The organism is Streptomyces sp. GbtcB7, from assembly GCF_019091445.1.
Lineage (GTDB): Bacteria > Actinomycetota > Actinomycetes > Streptomycetales > Streptomycetaceae > Streptomyces > Streptomyces mirabilis.
This window is the reverse complement of record NZ_JAGXJM010000002.1, coordinates 73,491-92,069: the sequence shown is the minus strand read 5'-3', so window position 1 is coordinate 92,069 and position 18,579 is coordinate 73,491. Positions and strand designations below refer to the sequence as shown.

Annotated in this window: 10 protein-coding genes; all 10 read left to right on the top strand. The window is 72.8% G+C overall.

Annotated elements, in window-relative coordinates:
- The first annotated feature begins 534 nt into the window (after window positions 1-534).
- The 10 genes from KVT44_RS03355 to KVT44_RS03310 all read left to right on the top strand — a co-directional run bounded on the left by KVT44_RS03355 (window position 535) and on the right by KVT44_RS03310 (window position 18,536).
- Window positions 535-1,881 (top strand): radical SAM protein, encoded by a 1,347-nt coding sequence (locus KVT44_RS03355; RefSeq protein WP_060901056.1) that lies wholly within the window; start codon window positions 535-537, stop codon window positions 1,879-1,881.
- 280 nt (window positions 1,882-2,161) lie between these two features.
- Complete coding sequence (locus tag KVT44_RS03350) at window positions 2,162-3,679, top strand: cellulose-binding domain-containing protein (RefSeq protein ID WP_217566026.1); 1,518 nt, start codon at window positions 2,162-2,164, stop codon at window positions 3,677-3,679.
- Between the two features lie 413 nt (window positions 3,680-4,092).
- Window positions 4,093-4,806, top strand: coding sequence for a Crp/Fnr family transcriptional regulator (locus KVT44_RS03345; RefSeq protein ID WP_217566254.1), 714 nt, complete (start codon window positions 4,093-4,095; stop codon window positions 4,804-4,806).
- Window positions 4,807-4,920: 114 nt separating this feature from the next.
- Complete coding sequence (locus KVT44_RS03340; protein ID WP_217566025.1) at window positions 4,921-5,766, top strand: hypothetical protein; 846 nt, start codon at window positions 4,921-4,923, stop codon at window positions 5,764-5,766.
- Between the two features lie 5 nt (window positions 5,767-5,771).
- Window positions 5,772-8,294, top strand: a complete 2,523-nt coding sequence (locus tag KVT44_RS03335) for a hypothetical protein (RefSeq protein WP_217566024.1) — start codon at window positions 5,772-5,774, stop codon at window positions 8,292-8,294.
- Window positions 8,287-9,384, top strand: coding sequence for a hypothetical protein (locus KVT44_RS03330; protein ID WP_229889196.1), 1,098 nt, complete (start codon window positions 8,287-8,289; stop codon window positions 9,382-9,384). Before KVT44_RS03335 ends, KVT44_RS03330 begins: the two co-directional genes overlap by 8 nt.
- Window positions 9,381-9,929, top strand: a complete 549-nt coding sequence (locus KVT44_RS03325; protein ID WP_060898396.1) for a Pycsar system effector family protein — start codon at window positions 9,381-9,383, stop codon at window positions 9,927-9,929. The genes KVT44_RS03330 and KVT44_RS03325 overlap by 4 nt, the downstream gene beginning before the upstream one ends.
- Window positions 9,930-10,028: 99 nt before the next feature.
- Window positions 10,029-12,299, top strand: a complete 2,271-nt coding sequence (locus KVT44_RS03320; RefSeq protein WP_308313901.1) for a VWA domain-containing protein — start codon at window positions 10,029-10,031, stop codon at window positions 12,297-12,299.
- A gap of 136 nt (window positions 12,300-12,435) precedes the next feature.
- A complete protein-coding gene (locus KVT44_RS03315; RefSeq protein WP_217566022.1) occupies window positions 12,436-15,945 on the top strand; it encodes a tubulin-like doman-containing protein in 3,510 nt (1,169 codons plus the stop codon).
- A complete protein-coding gene (locus KVT44_RS03310) occupies window positions 15,942-18,536 on the top strand; it encodes a hypothetical protein (RefSeq protein WP_217566021.1) in 2,595 nt (864 codons plus the stop codon). Before KVT44_RS03315 ends, KVT44_RS03310 begins: the two co-directional genes overlap by 4 nt.
- The last annotated feature ends 43 nt before the right edge of the window (window positions 18,537-18,579 follow it).

Genomic DNA, 18,579 nt, shown 5'->3' with positions numbered 1-18,579 from the left:
CTGCGCCCGGCCCCCCACCCGGGCCTGCGCCCGGCCCCTCACCCGGGCCTGCGCCCGGCCCCCCACCCGGGCCTGCGCCCCGGCCTGTTCTCGGGCCTGTTCTCGGGGCTCGTGCGCGGGCCCGCGCACGGGGCTCCGTTCCGGGCCCGCGCACGGGGCTGCGCCCCTGGTCCTCCGCTCGGGGCTGCTTCCCGGAGCGGCTCTTGGGGCTCTGGTCCGCACCAGTCCCTGGACCTGTGCCCGGGGCTCGTCCCGGCGTACCCGCGGGGAACTCGCTGCGACGGCCCTGTTCGTGAGGATCCGTATGGGGCCCCGACGCGGGCCTCGGACTCCGGGCCGGGGCTCTGTCGGTCGTGGTCACCTGGGGCGTGCCCGAGTCCGACCCGGTACTGCCGCCGGACGTGGCTCCTCCCGTGCGCATCGCGCGCCGCGAGGGGACCCGGCACGGCTGACGCGCAGGCAGGGGCATACCGTGAGGAGTCGAGCACGGAGACTTGAACGAGTCGGGAACGGGTCGGGAGCGAGGAGAACGGGATGGTCGGCAGCCGCACCGCGTTGGTCGAGGATCTGATGGAGCGGTTCCCGCACGTACCGCGGGAGGCCGTCTTCAAGGAGGACCTGCTCCGCGGAGGTGTGGCCTTCGATGAGTCGGCGCTCTCCGACAACGAGGACGGTGACGTCAAGCCGAAGTCGTACTTCATCTTCTCCTTCGACCACGGCACCCTGCCCGAGCTCGGCGAGGCCGCGCTGCGCCGCCCGCCCGAGGAGATCATCCTCACGGGTGGGCCGTACGACCTGCGGCGGACCGTGGTGTCCGTGCGGGTCAATCCCGCCTCGCCCTATCGCGTCGCCGCGGACGACGAAGGCATGCTCGGGCTCTACCTCGACGGGAAGCGGATCGCCGACGTCGGCGTGCCGCCGATGCCCGAGTACTACCGGCACACGCTCTCCAACGGGAAGTCCGTGATGGAGGTCGCCCCCACCATCCAGTGGGGCTATCTGATCTACCTCACCGTCTTCCGGGTCTGCCAGTACTTCGGTGCCAAGGAGGAGTGCCAGTACTGCGACATCAACCACAACTGGCGCCAGCACAAGGCGGCGGGGCGCCCGTACACCGGGGTGAAGGACGTCGAGGAGGTCCTCGAAGCCCTGGAGATCATCGACCGGTACGACACGGCGAAGGCCTCCACCGCGTACACCCTCACCGGCGGCGCGATCACCTCGAAGCTGCAGGGGCGCGACGAGGCCGACTTCTACGGCCACTACGCCAAGGCCATCGAGGAGCGCTTCCCGGGGCGTTGGATCGGCAAGGTCGTCGCGCAGGCGCTGCCGCGCGACGACGTGCAGCGGTTCAAGGACTACGGTGTGCAGATCTACCACCCCAACTACGAGGTGTGGGACCGGCGGTTGTTCGAGCTGTACTGCCCGGGCAAGGAGCGATACGTAGGCCGCGACGAGTGGCACAAGCGCATCCTCGACTCCGCGGAGGTCTTCGGCGCGCGCAACGTGATCCCCAACTTCGTGGCCGGCGTGGAGATGGCGGAGCCGTTCGGCTTCACGACCGTCGACGAGGCCATCGCCTCCACCACCGAGGGGCTGCGCTTCTTCATGTCGCACGGCATCACGCCCCGCTTCACCACCTGGTGCCCGGAGCCCACGACCCCGCTCGGCAAGGCCAACCCCCAGGGCGCGCCGCTGGAGTACCACATCCGGCTGCTGGAGGCCTACCGTTCGACCATGGAGGACTTCGGGCTGTCCTCGCCGCCCGGATACGGCCCGCCCGGACCCGGCCACGCGGTCTTCTCGGTGAGCTCCTTCATGGACAGCCTCCCGGCGCGGGAACCCGCGGTGGCGGAAGCGGCCGGACCGAAGGTTCCGTAGAACCTCTTAAAAGTCGACGGCGATCGAGACGTATCGGCCTCCCTTCCGTATCACCTTCCATAAGGCGGGAGGGAGGCTGCGCGCGCTCGGACGAACGGCGCCGCAACCGCTTGCCACGCTAATTGAATACCTCGCTTGTCAGTTGTGTGGAAAGCGTGAAAGGCTCGGGCCCCGTCGTTGAGACGGCCTCAACTCCCCTGTACAGAGGGTGAGTTGACGATCACGTTGTTCAGACGTTTCTAGACGTTGCACCTGGAAGCAGTTGATGCAGGAGCCCCCCATGCCCGACCTGCCGACCCCCCAGAACGCCGCCGAGGCCGCACTGCTCTCGGAGTGCTGGGACGCGGTCCTGTCGTACGCCGATCTGTGCACGTCCGGTTCGGCCTCGGCCACGCAGCTGGCGACCGAGGCGTTCACGCACGGCATCGACGAACTGCGCGCCGCCACCGCGGCATCGAAGAGTACCGGTACCGGACGCCGGGCGCTCAGGCTGCCCCGCATTCCGCTGCTGCTGGCCTCGGTCCGTACCGTGGCCGCCGCCTGGGAGACGAGCGGGCTCGGCCATCGGCTCGACCCCGACCTGCGCCTGTGGCTCCACTCCGACAAGGCCGCCCGCTACATCGGACCGCCGCTGCACCGCCCGCTCGCGCTGCGCGGCCTCAGGGACATGCAGGAGCCGGACGCCGTTCTGCTGTGGCTGGCCGAGGTCGAGTCGCTGCCGATGTCCGCGGTGGCCCGGCGGCTCGGTCTCGATCCGGCGGCCGCGTCCTCCGAACTCGCCCAGGTGCGGGCGCTGTTCCGGGACCGCTGCCACCGCAACCACCTCGACACGCCGATGGACGCCTACTGCCGCAGCTATGCGCGGCTCCTCGACGCGGTCACCCGCTCACCCAGCGCCGAGACGCCCGAGGACCTCTCCCGGCACATGGCGCGCTGCGTCGAGTGCGCGGAGGCCGCCGCCTGCCTGCGGCTGCACGGCGGCGGGCTGCCCGCGGCGCTCTCCAGCGGTGTGATCGGCTGGGGCGGCCTCGCGTATCTCGAACGGCGGCGCCGGGCCGCCGAGGCCGGCATGATCGGCGGACGCACGGACGCGGCGGTGGACACGGGGCTGAACGAGGGCAAGCCGGTCCGGCCCCGGATCGGCCGGACCGGGATCCTGGTCACGGCCGTCCTCGTGTCCGCACTGGCGCTCACGGTCTCGCTGATGCCCTTCGGCGGTTCGAAGGGCGGCGACGCGAACGCCGCGCAGGGCGAGTCGACGGACGGGCAGTCCGTGGCGGACCCGGGCCCCTCCTTCCCCTCGGGCTCGAAGACGAAGTCGGGGTCGGGGTCGGGGTCGGGGTCGGGGACGGCGGGTTCGCCCGCGGTGGCGGACTCGACCTCGCGTCCGGCGGGCAACTCCGATCAGGAGGCCCAGGGCGAGTCCTCGTCGCCCGCCGGGAAGCAGGGCGGGGCGAAGGGTTCCACGAAGAGCGCCGCGCCGGACTGCCGGGTGAAGTACGAGATCGTGAGCGAGTGGCCGGACGGCTTCCAGGCCAGCGTCACCGTCACCTCCACCAAGGCCCTCGCCACCTGGAGCCTCGGCTGGACCTTCAAGGACGGCCAGCGCGTGGGTCAGATGTGGGACGGCACCTTCACCCAGGACGACTCCCACGTCACGGCCACCGCCGCCGATTACAACAAGACCGTCGCCGCGAACGGCACCGTCACCTTCGGCTTCCTCGGTTCCTGGACCGGCTCCAACTCGGCCGCGCGCGACTTCACCCTCAACGCGGCCAGTTGCCAGGCCGCCGGCTGAGCATCCGGCCGACCGGTGTGACGCGCGAAGAGCCGGTGTGACGCGCGAAGAACCAGACACCGTCCCCTCACCCCGTCACCACCTCCCCACCACCCCTCCGGCGGCGGAAACCTGATTTTTCGCCAAGTCCGCCGCCCTGGCCGGTTCCCCGTATCGACGGGACCGGCCGTTCGGCGCCGGTCCTGACCTCAAGGTCGTCGGTGGGGCGGGAGTGGAGGCGGACGGTTCGGCCGCGGTCACCGGTGGTGGGGGCGTCATGAGGGGACGGTGCCCCCGGGCGACCCACCTGGCACTTCACCACTTACCGACCAGTACTGCCGATCTGGCGTAATTCACTCGTCTCAATGCTTCGCTCTGCCACCATCAACGCCTCTGAAAAGTCAGGCGGCATGATTGCGGCGGGGGGCGTGGCCATGGGGCTGCTCGGCAATGAGCTGGCTTTCGCACGCGCTCTGACCCCTCAGGAGCGCGAGAGCGTGATGGCTCTCGGCAGCCGGAAGCATTACGCGGCCGACGCCCATCTTCTGACGGAGGGTGACCGGTCCAGTCACGTCCTGATCATCATTCGGGGCTGGGTGACCGTTTCCGTGGCGACGGACCGGGGTGCCACGCGGCTGATACTCGGTCTGCGGGGTCCCGGTGAACTGCTCGGCGAGATGGCCGCCCTGGACCCGCATCCCCGCAGCGCCACCGTGCGCGCGCTGGGTCCCACCGAGACCCAGGTCATATCCGGGGACGCGTTCCGCCGTTTCCTCGCCCTGCACCCCCGCGTCAGCGGTCTGGTGATACGCCAGCTCACCTTCCGGCTGCGCAGCGCCGACCAGGAGCGGTCCGCGCTCGCCTCGCTCACCGTGCTGCAACGGCTGGCCAGCCGGCTCACCGAACTGTCGAGAGCCGAGCCCTCCGGCCCCTACAACCCGGCCGTACCGGGCCGCGCCACGCACACGGGCACCGTCGTCCAACTGGCCCAGGACGAAATGGCCGCCACCATCGGAGCCACCCGAGAAGCCGTCGCCAAGGCACTGAAGCTGCTGCGCACCCAGCACGTCGTGCGTACCGGCAACCGGATGGTGGAGATCCTCGACCCCGAACTGCTCGCACTCCTCGCGGACGGTCATCAGGAGTAGACCCACGCCTTGCCGTAACCCACGCCTCGTCGTGTGTAAACGGCTACAGACGGCCTTCGTCCCCGGGCCCGACGCTGTGGGGGACGGCAAGTGGAGAGAACAAGGGGGCACGGGGTGGACCACGACGCGATGGATCTCACCGAAGCACGCTACGAGTTGGTGATCAGCGTCGACGCCCGGCGTTCCGGGGAGTACGACGACGTCGACAAGCAGCGCATGCGCGAGCGGATCTACCGGGTACTGGAGGCGGCCTTCACCCACGCCAAGGTGGCGCGCGACGCCGTACACATGGAGGACCGCGGCGACGGTGTGCTGCTGTCGGTGGCCGGCCGGATCGCGGTGACCCGGCTGCTCGGCCTGTGGATGGTCGAGGTGCACGAGAATCTGCGGGACGAGAACCGCGGCCTGCGTGTCCCCCTCGGGCTTCGGGTGGGCATGCACGTCGGGCCTGTCCGGCACGACGGCCGGGGCATCAGCGGGCGCGCGGTCGACCTCGCCTGCCGGCTGGCCGACTCGCCGCTTGCCCGACGACTGCTGGACGCCGAGCGGGCCGACCTCGTGCTGGTGACCTCCCAGTCGCTCTACGAGGACGTGGTCAGCAGCGGCGGCAAGTTCATCGAGCCCGCGCACTACTCCTCGGCCCGCCTGGAGCTGAAGGAGGGCGAGGTCACCGCCTGGTTCCACCTTCCCGGCCGGCCCGCTCCCGAGATCCCCACCGCCGCACCGGCAGCACCCGACACCGACCGCGCCGATGACGCCCGCGGTACCGATGACGTCGATGACGCCCGCGGTACCGATGACGTCGATGACGCCCGTCGCGTCGACGGCGAGGACCGCGCCGACGGTCCTGGCGCCCACTACACCGTCCACGGCGACATGTCGCAGCACAGCGACAACGTCTACCAGCAGCCCGTGCACATCGGGCGGATCACCGGCGACGCCGGCCGACGGAAGGGCTGATCGCGGTGACCGACGATCAGCAGGCGGGCGGCGCCGCCGAGCCCGCACCCCGGAAGGGGGCCGACGCCCGTTCGCCCGAGGCCGACGGGAAGGCCAGGAACGACCCGCCCCGTGCCGACGAGGGCAAGGCCGAGGGCGACGAGGGTGCCGCAGGGAACGACGCCCCGGAAGAGGGCGACGTCAAGAAGGACCAGGGGAAGAAGCAGGAGGAGGAACGCGAGCGCGCCGCGGGGCGGTTCAAGGAGCACACCCGCGACCCGCTCGCCGAGGAGCAGGGCGAGGACGGGACCACCGACCTCGCCGCCGCCTCGCGGGCCCGCCGCGCCACCCGGATGCTGTTCGACGCCGGCCGGGACCTGAACAGCTTCGACCGCTCGTACTTCCAGAGCGCCCACATCGGCGACATCCACCTGCGGATGGACGCCCGCCACTCCGGTGCGGGGATGCGCAGCGGACCCGTGCCCGACGAGGAACTGCGCAGGCTCCGCCGCGTCCATGTGGAACCGCAGGGATACGTACAGCTGCGCAAGGCCCTGTACACCCGTCGGCTGCTGGTGCTCGGCGCCGCCCCCGGCACCGGACGCACCAGCACCGCGCTCTCGCTCCTCGACGAGGTCACCGGCTCCGCGGCGGACGCCACGGGCACGGAGCCCGGGGTCCGATCCCGGGTGCGCCGGGTCGATCCGGACGGTGGGGTGCGGAAGTTGGCGGGCTCCCTGGCCGGCGAGGGCGAGGAGGCGCGGCGCGGCACCGGGTACCTGCTGGAGCTCCCCCTCGCCGGGCCCGGTGCGCTGCCCCCGGACGAGATGGACCTCGACGGGCTCGCCGCGGCCCTGGCCCGGTGCGAGTCGTACGCGGTGGTCGTCGTCACGGTCGGGTCGGCGGCCAACCCGCTGCTGGCCGGGCGGTACGGCAAACTCTGCCCTCCCGCACCCACCCAGGAACTGCTCACCACCCGGTTACGGGAACGGCTGGAGGAGCATGTCGCCGCCGCCCTGGACGGTGAAGTCCGGCTGGAGGACCTGCTCGCCGGGGCGGAGGAACTGGCGGTCCGCCAGGACGTCAAGGACGCGGTCGGACTGAAGGACCTGCGCCCCGCCGAGGCCGAGTTGCTCGCCTCGCTGCTGGCCGCACACCAGCTGGGGGAGGTCTCCCGGGACGAACTGCTGGCCGGTTGCCGGAGCCTCGCCGCCGACCAGGCCCAGGAGTGGTTCGCCGGAGTGGACCGGGCGCTGACGGCGCCTCCGGCCGAGCCGGAGGGCGGCGCGGGCCGGCCGGGTACGGCGGCCCTGTTCCACCCGGTGGCGTTCCGTATCGCGCTCGCCGTACTGGGCGGCGCCTCGCACAGCGCCGTGGCCGCCGCCGCCCACCTGCTGACCTGGGAACTGTCCGTACAGTGCGATCCGGACCACACCCCGGCCCGCCCGCTGTTCTGCGACGACCCGGAAGCCGATCTCGCTCTCTCGCGCGCCGAACTGACCGACGGCCGGCTCGAGGTGGCCGGGACCGAGGTTCCGGCCCGGCTGATCTGGTACCGGGGATCCGCCCTGCCCTCCGCGGTGCTCACCGAGATCTGGGACCGGCACTTCCCCGTCCGGGCACCGATCGTGCGCTGGCTGCGGCTGCTCGCCGACGATCCCCGCCCCCAGGTGTGGATGCGCGCCGCGGTGGCCGCCGGGGAGCTGTGCGCACGGGACTTCGACCACGGATACGCGGAGCTGATCCGGCCGCTCGCCGAGGCGGCCACGCCCCGCCGGAGGATCTTCGCGGCCACCACCCTCGACCAGGCGGCCGGTCACGCGTCGCACCGCAAGGCGGTGCGCAAGCTGGTCGACGACTGGAGCAGGTACGGGACGAAGGCGCTGCGCTGGACCGCGGCGATGGCACTGGGTTACGGGAACGCCGCGGACACGACGGAGGACGCCCTGGACGCCCTGGCCCGGATCGGGGTCCGCGACGACGGGGAGCAGCTGGCGGTCGCCTCGTTCAACGCCGTACGGCTGCTGGCGCTCCCGGACGGTGCCAAGGTGCTGCGGCGGATGGCCGACTGGACCCACCACAAGCGCGCGGAGTACCAGGACCTCGGTCTGGTGACCACCGTCCGGCTCGCCGTGACCTCGGTGGACGAGGTGCTGTCCGACGAGCCCGACTCCCCGCTGGCCGACCGCGCCGACTGGCCGCTGCCGCTCGCCCTCGCCGTCCCCCGCCCGGAACTCGTGCTCCCCATGGCCGACTTGATGTGGAGCGCGCTGAACACGGCGCGCTCGAAGGACGTGGCCCTGGACGCGCTGGAGTCCCTGCTGCGTTCGGCGGTGCGCGGGGACGGCACCGAGGGGACCCGGCCGGGGCTGGCGGCGCTGCTGCCCGCGCTGGCGACCGAGGAGAACGACCGACGGCGGCTGGACTGGCTGCTGCGCCGAATGATGAACGATCCGGAGGATCCGCTCCCCGACGCGCAGGCGCGCTCCCTGTGGTGGCTCGCCGTCCCGCCGAAGGAGAGGACGGGCGAGGAGGACAGTCATGGCTGAGGACCAGGACGCGCGGGCGAAGGCGAGGGAGCGGCTGAGGGCGCGGAAGGCGGCCGCGGGGCCCGCGGGTCCCTTCCTGCGGGAGTACGCGCCGACGGGCGGGTTCCCGCAGGTGAGCGCCCAGAAGGCCTCGGTGCTGTTCTACCGCAACGGCGGCTACAGCGTGGTCACCGTCTCCGGTGTCCGCCACGTCGACAAGCGGGCGCTGGCCCGGCCGTACACCGTCTGCGAGATCGCGCTCGGAACCTATGTGACGACGCTTCAGATGGAGCTGCCGGCCGCCGGCGGCACCACCTTCTTCAAGGCCGAGGTGGACATCCACTGGACGGTGACCGATCCCCATCTGACCGCCACCGAGGTCGTCACCGACGTCGCCCAGCGGCTCACCGCCCCGGTGCTGGAGCGACTGCGCGAGGTGTCCTCGGCCTACCGGGTGACCCAGGCCGAACAGGCCGACCGCGCCATCACCCTGGAGTGCGCCGGCGGGCGCTGGGCCGACCTGGGCACCGAACTCGGCATGCGGGTACGGCTGTACGTCCGCCTGCGGGTGGACGACCGGACGATCGAGCACATGGACGGCATCCGGGACGCGCACGCCTCGGCCGAGGTGACCCGGGTGCATCAGGCCGCGTTCCGCAAGATGCTGCAGGGCGGCGAGCTGGAACAGCTCAGCTACATGCTGGCGGCCGAACCCGAGGCGGCCAAGGACTTCCTGGAGAAGATCCGCCAGGAGGGCCGGCAGGACGAGAAGGAACGGGTCGACCGGCTCTTCGCCATGGTCGCCAGCGGCCAGATCCAGTCCAACGACATGGAGACACAGGCCCTCAACCTCCTCAACCAGGGCCGCCACCCCCTCCAGGGGCCCATCGGCTCGCTGCCCGCCCGCCGCGAGACCCCACAGCTGGCGCCGGCCGCCGACGAGCCGTTCACCCCGGACTGGGTGGCGGACGAACCGCCCTCCCGGGCGGACCGGGGACCACGCGCGAGAGAGCCCTACTCGGGCGACCCCCAGGACGCCGAACCCGAACCGCCGCGCCGCCGCACACGCTCCCGGGACGACGGATGGTCCTGGGCGGAGGAGGACCGGTGACCGGCGACGGCCCGGCGCGCACCTCCCCCGACCCGGTCGGGCCCGTGCCGGACGGGGGTCCGCACGGGTCCGACCGGGGAGAGCGCATCGCCGAACGGCTGCTGAGCACGGTCAGGGAGGACCTCGGCCGGGCCGACGCGAAGGCGGCCGTACTGCTCTCGGGAACGCTGGCGCTGCCCGCGTTCCTGATCGGACGGCACGGCCCGCCCGACTGGCGCGGGCTCGCCGACGTGACGCTGATCCTCGCGAGCGTGCTCTGGGTGGTCGCGGTGACCGCGCTGGTCGGGGCGCTCATGCCGCGCACCCGCACGGTCCGCGGCCGGGACGGGGTGACGTACTTCGGCGACCTGCTGGCCCCCCGCGACCTCGCGGGGCTGTCCGCCGACGTCACCGAGGCCGGACGCGACACCGCCGGATGGCTGCTCGTCCAAGCCGTGGACGTCAGCTCGATCCTGTCCGCGAAGTACCGGGCCATCCGCTGGGGAGTGGGCTCGCTCGCCCCTTCCACGGCGCTGGCCCTGGCCTGGAGCCTGACCGCCCGCTGACACGCGGCACAGCACGTACACGACACAGAGACGAACCAAGGAACCAGGGGGACGGCCGTGGAAAGCATCACGGGAAGACGGCAGACAGGAAGGGGCCGGGTGCGCCGCGCCGCGGTCGGCGCGCTCGGCGGCATGGCGGTGCTCGTGTCCCTGCTGGCACCCGCCGGTCATGATCCGGTGCCGGCGGCGGATTCCGAACCCGCCTTCCCGGCCAACTACTCCATCGCCGTGGACGAGTCCGCCAGCCTCGCGCCCGAGGACATGAAGGCCGAGAAGGCCGCCGCCGCACGCATCGCGCTCGGCGACGTCTCCTCGTCCTCCCACGCCACCGTCTTCGGTTTCGCCGCCGCCGAGTCCGACGCCCAGCGCGCGGTGGACCCGGTCTGCCCGCGCACCACGCTGGACGCGGCGGGCCGCGAGACGATCGGCACCTGCGTCGACAAGCTGCGCGGCCGCACGAAGAACGAGGGCACCGGCACCGACTTCCCGAGCGCGATACGCCAGGGAGTCCACGACCTCACCACCGGCACCGACCCCTCCCAGCCCCGCGTGCTGTTCCTCCTCACCGACGGAAAGCTGGACGTCCAGGACAGCCCCAAGTACGGCGACCCCGCGCACCGCAAGGACGAGGGCGAACGGCAGCTGACGCAGGAACTCGAGAACGCCGCCGCCCAGCACGTACAGATCTGGCCGCTCGGCTTCGGACCCGACCCGGACAAGGCGCAGCTCGACCGGATCGCCGCCGGCGGATACCAGAAGGGCTGCGTCGAACTGCCCTCCGCCCGCCCGAGCGCGGGCAAGGTCTCCGGAGCCAAGGACGTCGGCCCCATGCTGGAGAAGATCTTCGCCGCCGCCCACTGCCTGCGCCACGAACAGGGCCCCAGCAAGCGGCCGCCCGCCACCCTGGAGATCGGCATCTCGCCGCTGGCGACCGTGGGCAGCATCGTCGTCGACAAGGGCGACCCCCAGGTGAAGATCACCTACCTCGACCCCAACGGCCACCAGGTCCCCACCACGGGGACGTACCGCAAGTCGGGTTTCGAGCTGGCGGGCGGCAGCGGCACCGTGGAGGCGCTGAAGATCGTCGATCCGGTGCCCGGCACCTGGCGCGTGAAGGCCGAGGCGCCGGAGGGCCACCGCTCCCTGCCCGTCGCCGTCAGCGTGCTGTGGCAGGGCGAGTTGCGCGGCGCCATCACCCTGGACCCGCCGTCCCCGCAGGCCGGCGAAAAGGTCACGGTGACCATGCGCCTGCAGACCCGCGAGGGCTACGAGATCAAGGACGCGCGCGACTACGAGGGGCTGCGCGTCCGCAGTGAACTGACCGGCGACGGCTTCGAACCGCTGGCGCTGCGCCTCACCGACGACGGCCAGGGGCCCGACTCCAAGGCGAGCGACGGCTCCTTCACCGGTTCCGTGCGGATCCCCAAGAGCGCCGACGGGGCACTGAAGGTGAGCGGCACGCTGACGGCCTCGGGGCTGAGCGCCGACACCCGCAGCGAGGGCGGCCAGATCGCACCCGGCGCACTGCCCGTCACCACCGCGCTCGAACTGCCCACCGCGAACACCCACCCCGGCTCCACGGTCACCGGCACGCTGGCCGTCCACAACACCAGCGACACCCCGCACACCCTGCGGCTGTCCGTCGCCGACCTCAAGTCCGGGCTGCTCACGGTCACCCCGGCCGAGATCCAGGTGAAGCCCGGCGAGTCAGGCACCCGGAAGGTCACGGTCGAGGTCGCCCCCCGCGACGTCTTCGGCGACCGTCTCGGCGACGGCGGACTGCAACTCGGCGGCACGGTCACCGTCGTGGACACCACCGACCACGACCGGACGCTGGTGCGCACCCCGCTCTCGGTGCGGGTGACACCCGAGCCGGGCATCTGGGCGAAGTACTGGTGGGCGTTCGTGTCCGCCGCCGCACTGATCGCGCTGGCCACCGTGGCGGTCCTCGCCCGGCTGCGCCAGCGCCGCACCCGCAGGGACCCGTTCGGCCTGGTGCTGCGGCTGGTCTCCGCGGAGGGCGACGTCCTCGGCGAGCACCTCGCAGGACACGGACACAAGCAGTGGTACGAGTTCGCCGTCGTCGAACCCCACCGCAGCCCGCGCATCGAACGGCGCGCCCACGGCCCGTACGCCGTCCAGCGCAGCCCCGAGGGCGGAGCGGTCCTGCGCAAGCGCGGCGGCGGCCGGACCCCGCTGCCCGCCCGCGGCCAGGTCCAGCTGACCGACACGCTGAGCCTGGCCCTCGGTGAGGACACCCGCGCCTCGAAGGTCCGCCGGCCGCGGCCCTCCGCACGGACGACCGCGGGCTCCACCAACTCCGCGACCGGTACCGGCGAGAGCGGGAGCTCGTACGGGTCGTACCTGTGACGCCTCGGGCGGCCCGACGCGATACCGGGCCGCCCCCGCGCACCGCACCGCGGCCCGGCCGCCGTGCCGCGCGCACTCCACGGACGTACCGAGCACGAACCGGCCGTCGCGACGGCCGCAAGCGGGGAGGAAACCCATGAAGATCTTCCAGCCGATGCTCTTCGTCGGCCTGGGCGGCACCGGTGGCCTGGTCGGCGCCGAACTCGAACGCAGACTGCGCGCCGAGCTGTGCGGACCGGACGGCGTCGCGCTCAGCCACCTCAGCGGACACGCCCCCTACCAGCTGCCCGACTGCCTCCAGTTCGTCTACGCGGACTACAGCGAGTCCGACCTCCAGCGGCTGCCCCAGTTCAACGTGGACCCCTCGCTGCGGGCCGCGTACGCCCGTACCTCCCGGGCCACCCACAACCTGCTGCCGAACTTCGACGCGTCACCCGAACTGACCAAGATGCTCCGGGCGAGCCTGCGCGACGAGGTCGCCGACTGGCTGCCGCCGCGCATCGACGAACCGAAGGTCACCCCGCTGCACAACGGCGCGGGCCAGCTGCCCACCGTCGGACGGGCCGCCCTGTTCGCCACGCTCCGGCACAGCCTCGCCCCGGTCCTCGAGCCGCTGCTCCAGGCGATCGACGCGATCGCCAAGTCGGCCGGTGAACTGGCCGAGCTCGGCGGCGGCAAGGTCAACGGCTGCGACGTGTTCGTCGCCTTCTCGGTGGCCGGAGGCACCGGCGCCGGGATCTTCCTGGACTATCTGCACCTGATCAACCACGCCTTCCAGCTGCGCCGCTTCGACGGGGTGAAGATCTACCCGCTGGTCGTGATGCCGTCCTCGTTCTCCTCGGCGGGCGGCGGCGGACGGGAGGCGGAGCTCAACGCGGCCCGCGCGCTGGTCGACCTGTTCCGGCTGGTCGACGCGCAGAACGCGCCGAGCGAGGGAACGGAGATCGGCGACCTGGACCTCGACCTCGACTCCGGGCTCGGCATCCGCTACCCGGGCACGACACCGATCCGCCTGCGCACCGGCATCCTGCCCACGGCCTTCCTGTTCAGCCCGACCGCCGGCATCCGCCAGGACGACCTGCGCCGCTCCATCGTCTCCCTGGTGATGTCGCTGATCGGCACCGAACTGGGCGACAGCCGCCCCAGGGGCCGGGCGACGGCGACCGACGACGACTTCCAGACCTTCGCCGCGAGCTTCATCAACCGGGGCGTGCACCGCAGCGCCGTGTCCCCCACCGGCATCGGCCGACAGGGCGTCTCCACCAGCCTGGTGGCCTCCATGACCGCCCCCATGGACCAACTGGCCGACCTGGTGGCGGGCCGCCTGCTGCGGGAGGCGGTCACCGACCTCGTGGAGCGGCCCCGTACCGCGCTGCGCGACAACGCGGTGCCGCTGATCCGGCAGCTGTTCGCCGACTCCCACCTCGAAGAGCTGTGGGAACGCGCCCAGTTGGCCGTCCCGGAACCCGATCCGCTGCCGCGCGGCGGCAAGGCCATCGAGCAGGCGCTCGGCGAACGGCTCACGGACATGCAGCGGCTGCTGTCCGACCTCCAGTCCATCGCCGACCGCCAGGCCGCCTCGATGGCCGACCGCTTCGCCCCGCGACCCGCCATCGACAAACTCCTCCAGAGCGTGGACCCCTTCCTCGCCGAACGCATCGTCAGAGGCGTCCAGGACAGCGACGAACCGATCGCCCGGCTCGGCTTCCTCGGCATGCTCGACAGCCGCTCCCGCGCCCCCCAGCGCCCGCCGGGCGTGACCGATCAGCCGCCCAAGACCCCCAGGATCAAGGGCCGCCTGGCCGGCATGTCACCGGCCCGCTGGGGCGACGACGACGTGCAGGCCGCGCTCCAGGAGCAGGACCTCTGGTACCAGTGGCGCAGCCGGACCGTGTGGCACGAGGCCTGGCGGGAACAGCAGCAGCAGTGGCAGCCCCCGGCGGCCACCGCCGGGGCCGACCTCGGACGCCTGGTCAACGCCTTCCGCAAACACTCCGACCAGGAACGCAAGATCTCCCAGCAGAAGGGCCTCGAACTGTACGAGGACCGCACCGGGATCTCGTATCTGCTGCCGCCGCAGCGCACCCTCAACCACTTCTACGAGGACGTGGTCACCCGGCTGATCCGCCGGGAGGGAATGCGCGAGAACGACGACGAGGCCGCGCTCCTGCTCAGGATGATCGACGGGGACACCTGGCGCGAGGTCCACACCCTCAGCCGCCGCAATCCGGACAACGCGGTCGCGGTCGTCAAGGCACAGCTGGAGGGCCGCATCACCCGGCTGTTCGCGGAGAGCGGCGAACACCTGGAGGAACGCCCGCTGCTGCCGGCCATGGGCACCCTGCTGGCCGCCGCGGCGGGCGACGCGGACGCCGCCGACCAGGTCAGCAAGGAGGCACTCGACCTGTTCGGCCGCAAGCTGACCGGGCTGCTGCCGGTGGGCTTCACCCCGGAGGGCACCGGACCGCTGCGGGTCCTGGTCACCCACCCGCGGGTGCAGGCCGTGGAGGAGGTGCAGGAGTACCTCGGCAAGGCGCTGCGGCTGCCGTCCGACGCCAAGAACTCCGTGGAGTACCGCGGAGTGGAGAGCGACTCCGTCACCGTGGTCCTCTTCCGCAGCGAGATGAGCCTCACCCAGGTCCCCGAAGCCCGCAAGGTGCTGCGCCAGTGGGCCAGGGCGAAGGACTCCGAGCAGGCCCAGGACGTACTGCGCTGGCGACAGCGGCTCGGCTACCGGGACAGCTGGATGGTCAGCAGCGAGGAGGACCGCCGCGTCATCCTGCACCGGCTGCTGTGCTGCATGTGGAACGGCCAGGTCGACGTGGTGGACGGCGACCCGGCGTCGCCGGAGCGGCTGAGGCTGCGGCTGTTCCCCGAGAAGGGCGCCCATGTGCCCGGCGTCCGGCTGCGGCTTGGGGACTTCCCCGGCGGGGTGTCGAGCTGGGCGGAGCTGCTGCGGTCGTACGAACGCTGGACCGTCCTCGACGACGAACGGACCGTGGAGGACTACTGCCGTGAACTGATGGGGGCCCAGCCGCTCGGTATCGCCAGGAGCGCGAGCGAACCGCACCCGCTCTTCGTCGAACTCGTCGAGAAGACCGCCCCGCGTCAGCTGGAGCTGCTGGCCGACCGCCGGGAGCGCGGCGGCGAGCGGGTCGAGGGATGGGTGCGCCCGCTGTGGGAGTTCTGGGCGAAGACTCTGCCGGCCGCGCTGGACACCGAGTTCGGGGACCAGCGCGCCGTCCAGCCGACCCTGCGCACGCTGCTGGAGCACGTACGCGGCGGAACTCCCGCGCCGCGCGTCCGCAAGGAGGTCCCCGAACCCCGGCGTGCCGTGCCCGATGACGACGACTGGGGCACCGCACCGCGCGCCTCCTTCGACAAGTACCCGAGCGGCACCGAGGAACGTCCGCGCCGCGCGTCCGTCGACGACTACGACGACGGGTACGACGCCGACCGCGCCGACCGCGGTGATCGGGGTGACCGCATTGATCGGAGTGACCGGAGTGACCGCGTCAACGGGCGCTCCGGCGGCGCCGACCGGCCCTCGGTGCCCTGGGACGAGCCCGGCGACCCCGGCCCGTACGGCGACGACGGCGAGCGCGAGCGCTCCCGCCGCAACCCCTGGGACGGTGACCCGGAGTGAAGACGTCCGAAGACCTCGGCACCGTCGTCCAGCTGGACCTGCGCAGCGGCGCGGCGGAACTCGACACCGCCAAGGCCCTGCGGGCCAGTGTCGCCCGGCAGTTGGGCCGGGCCGGGCTGCCCGAACCCGACGACCCGCTGTTCCTGGTGGTCGACACCCCGGCCGGGCTGACCGACCACCAGCGGCAGTACGAACTGCTCACCGCCTACCGGGCCGTGGGCGAGGTCAGGATCCTGGTCCTGCTGGTGGGCAGCGCACCCGGTTCGTACGCGGGTGAGGACGAGGCCTTCCAGCCCGACCGGCGCCTGGTGCGGCCCGCGGTGCTGCGGGCCTCGGGCACCGCCCTGCTGTGGGCGGGCGATCTGCGCTCCGCGCGCACGGCGTTGGAACAGCCCGAGCCCGACGCCCCGGAGGCGCTCGCCGTCCTGGTGGACGTGCTGTCGGTCCCGGACGTCTACCTGAAGGTCCTCGACGGCCTCGGGGCGCTGCCCGACGCCGTCGCCGCGCCCGGCGTGCGGCTGCTGGAACAGGACCTGCCCCTCGAGGTGCGCGACCGGGCCCGGCGCGACGCGCTCCTCAGGTTCGCGGGCGAGGACACCGAACTCGCCCCCGACCTGCTGGCGACCGCCTCCTCCGGCGCCGATCTGCCGGAGCCGCTGCGGAGTCTGGTGGCGGGCCGGGGCGGCCGCGACCAACGGCACCGCGAGCCGGGCGGCGTGGCGGACAGCACGTACGCCGCCTGCGCACAGGCCCTCGACTACGCCGAGGACGCGTTGGCCGGACTGCGCTCCCTGCCCGGGCTGTTGTGGGCCTCCCGCAGGCAGGCGTTCGAGGCGGACCTCGACCAGGCGCACCAGGCGCTCGGCGAGTACCGGGACCTCGTCGGCACGGCCCTGCGCGGCGGCGGCTCCGGTACGGCGCCGTCCGCCGCCGAGACGGCGGCCCGGCTCGGGGCCCTCGGTCTGCGGGTGCCCTCGGCCGAGGGCATGGGGGAGCGGATCGGCGACGGCCTGCGGGAGTTCGCCGGAAAGCTGCTGGGACAGGGGCTCGCCCTGCGGTCCGTGGCCCAGCGCTTCACCGGGCTGGCCGGGCGGGTGGAGCCCGTACCGGGTTCGGCGCTGGTGCGCAAACTCGCCGACCACTCCACCGAAGCGGTGTCCCGGCGACCCGTCGTGGGGAACGGCACCGTGGCCACGGGGCGCGGCGCGCTGCCCGCGGCGGCCGTGGCGGGGCTGCTCGGGGGCCTGTGGCGGGGGCCTCTGGCAGCGCCGGCGATCGCCGTCCCGCTGGTCTTCCTCGCGGTGGCGCTGCTCGGCGCGTCCAGGCTGCGGGGCGCGGGACGCCCGGGCCGCTGGGGCTGGGGTCCCCGGGCCGCGGCACTCGGTGGCGCCGCGGCCGGTGTGGCGGTGGCGTACGCGGTCGAGCCCCCGCTCTGGCTGAGCGCGGTCGGTCTCCTGGCGGGCCTCGGTGTCGCGGTGGAGACGGCACGCCGGCTGTGGCGCGCCGCGATCGACTCCTGGGCGGCCTTCCACGCCACCACCGCGCTGCGCAAGGCCCTGGCCGGGCTCGACGCGCTGCTGGCCGAGGCGGTCCGTGAACACTGGGCCGTCGAGGAGCGCCTGCACTGCGCCGACGCCGCCCGGTCCGTCGCCGGCATGCTGCGGGCGACGGCAGCCGCCGCGGCCGCCGAGGCGGTGCCCGAGCCCGAGCGGCCCACGGTCACCGGCGCGCCCGGTCCCGAGCCGCTCGACGCGGACGACTGGCTGACCAGTACCTCGGTCCTGGAGACGGACGCGTTCGCGGTGCCCGACGACGGGGACAGCGACTGGGCGAGCGCGTACGCCTGGCAGGACGGGGCTTCCTGGAGCGAGCCCGGTGAGCCCGGCGCGCGGGGTGAGTTCGCGGAGTCCGCGGGGCCCGCCGACCCGTGGGCGGAGCGCACCGCGGGGGTTCCGCGCTGGCTGGACCGTGAGAGCGGCGAGGGCGGACCGGAGCTCGTCGCCGTCCTGGCCGGTGATCTGACGGACGCCGCCATGGTGGCGATGGAGCCCTACTGGGGTGCCGTCGAGCGCGGCCAGGCCGGCGCCCTCGCCGTCCGGCGCACCGAGGAACGGGTCCGCGACCTGCTCTCAACGGCCCGCCGCCACCTCCAGCACAACGGAGTACTGGCCCCGCCCCCGTTCGCCGCCGACCACCGCACCCGGGCCGGCTCGGCGAACCTGCTGGGCACCGACCCGCGCCGGGTGGCCGACCTGGTCGGCGCGGAGGCGGACCGGCAGGCCGTGGTCCAGCTCTCCTCACCCGAGCAGGGAACGCTGCTCAGCAGGGACCCGGCGGCCGCGGTGTGGATCAGGTTCGCGCCGGAGGCCGTGCGCGACGAGGTCGAGAAGACCTGGCGGACCACCGGCTGCGTACCGCCGGAGCAGACGCTGTGGACCTCCTCGGGACGCTACGCGGGCCTGGTCCGGCTCACCCCGCTGCGGATGGGTGTGGTGGACACCGTCCGCTCCCGCCAGAACTCCCCGGCCGACGGGTTCGACCCGTACGACCGTGAGGACGCGTACGACCGTGAGGACGGCGACAGCTGGTGACCCGCACCCCGTATCCCGGCCCGGCGCACCCGTACGACCGAGA

Bases quoted from the DNA above. Each gene is read 5' to 3' on its own strand.
- KVT44_RS03355 (WP_060901056.1), top strand. From the start codon at position 535: ATGGTCGGCAGCCGCACCGCGTTGGTCGAGGATCTGATGGAGCGGTTC.
- KVT44_RS03350 (WP_217566026.1), top strand. From the start codon at position 2,162: ATGCCCGACCTGCCGACCCCCCAGAACGCCGCCGAGGCCGCACTGCTC.
- KVT44_RS03345 (WP_217566254.1), top strand. From the start codon at position 4,093: ATGGGGCTGCTCGGCAATGAGCTGGCTTTCGCACGCGCTCTGACCCCT.
- KVT44_RS03330 (WP_229889196.1), top strand. From the start codon at position 8,287: ATGGCTGAGGACCAGGACGCGCGGGCGAAGGCGAGGGAGCGGCTGAGG.
- KVT44_RS03315 (WP_217566022.1), top strand. From the start codon at position 12,436: ATGAAGATCTTCCAGCCGATGCTCTTCGTCGGCCTGGGCGGCACCGGT.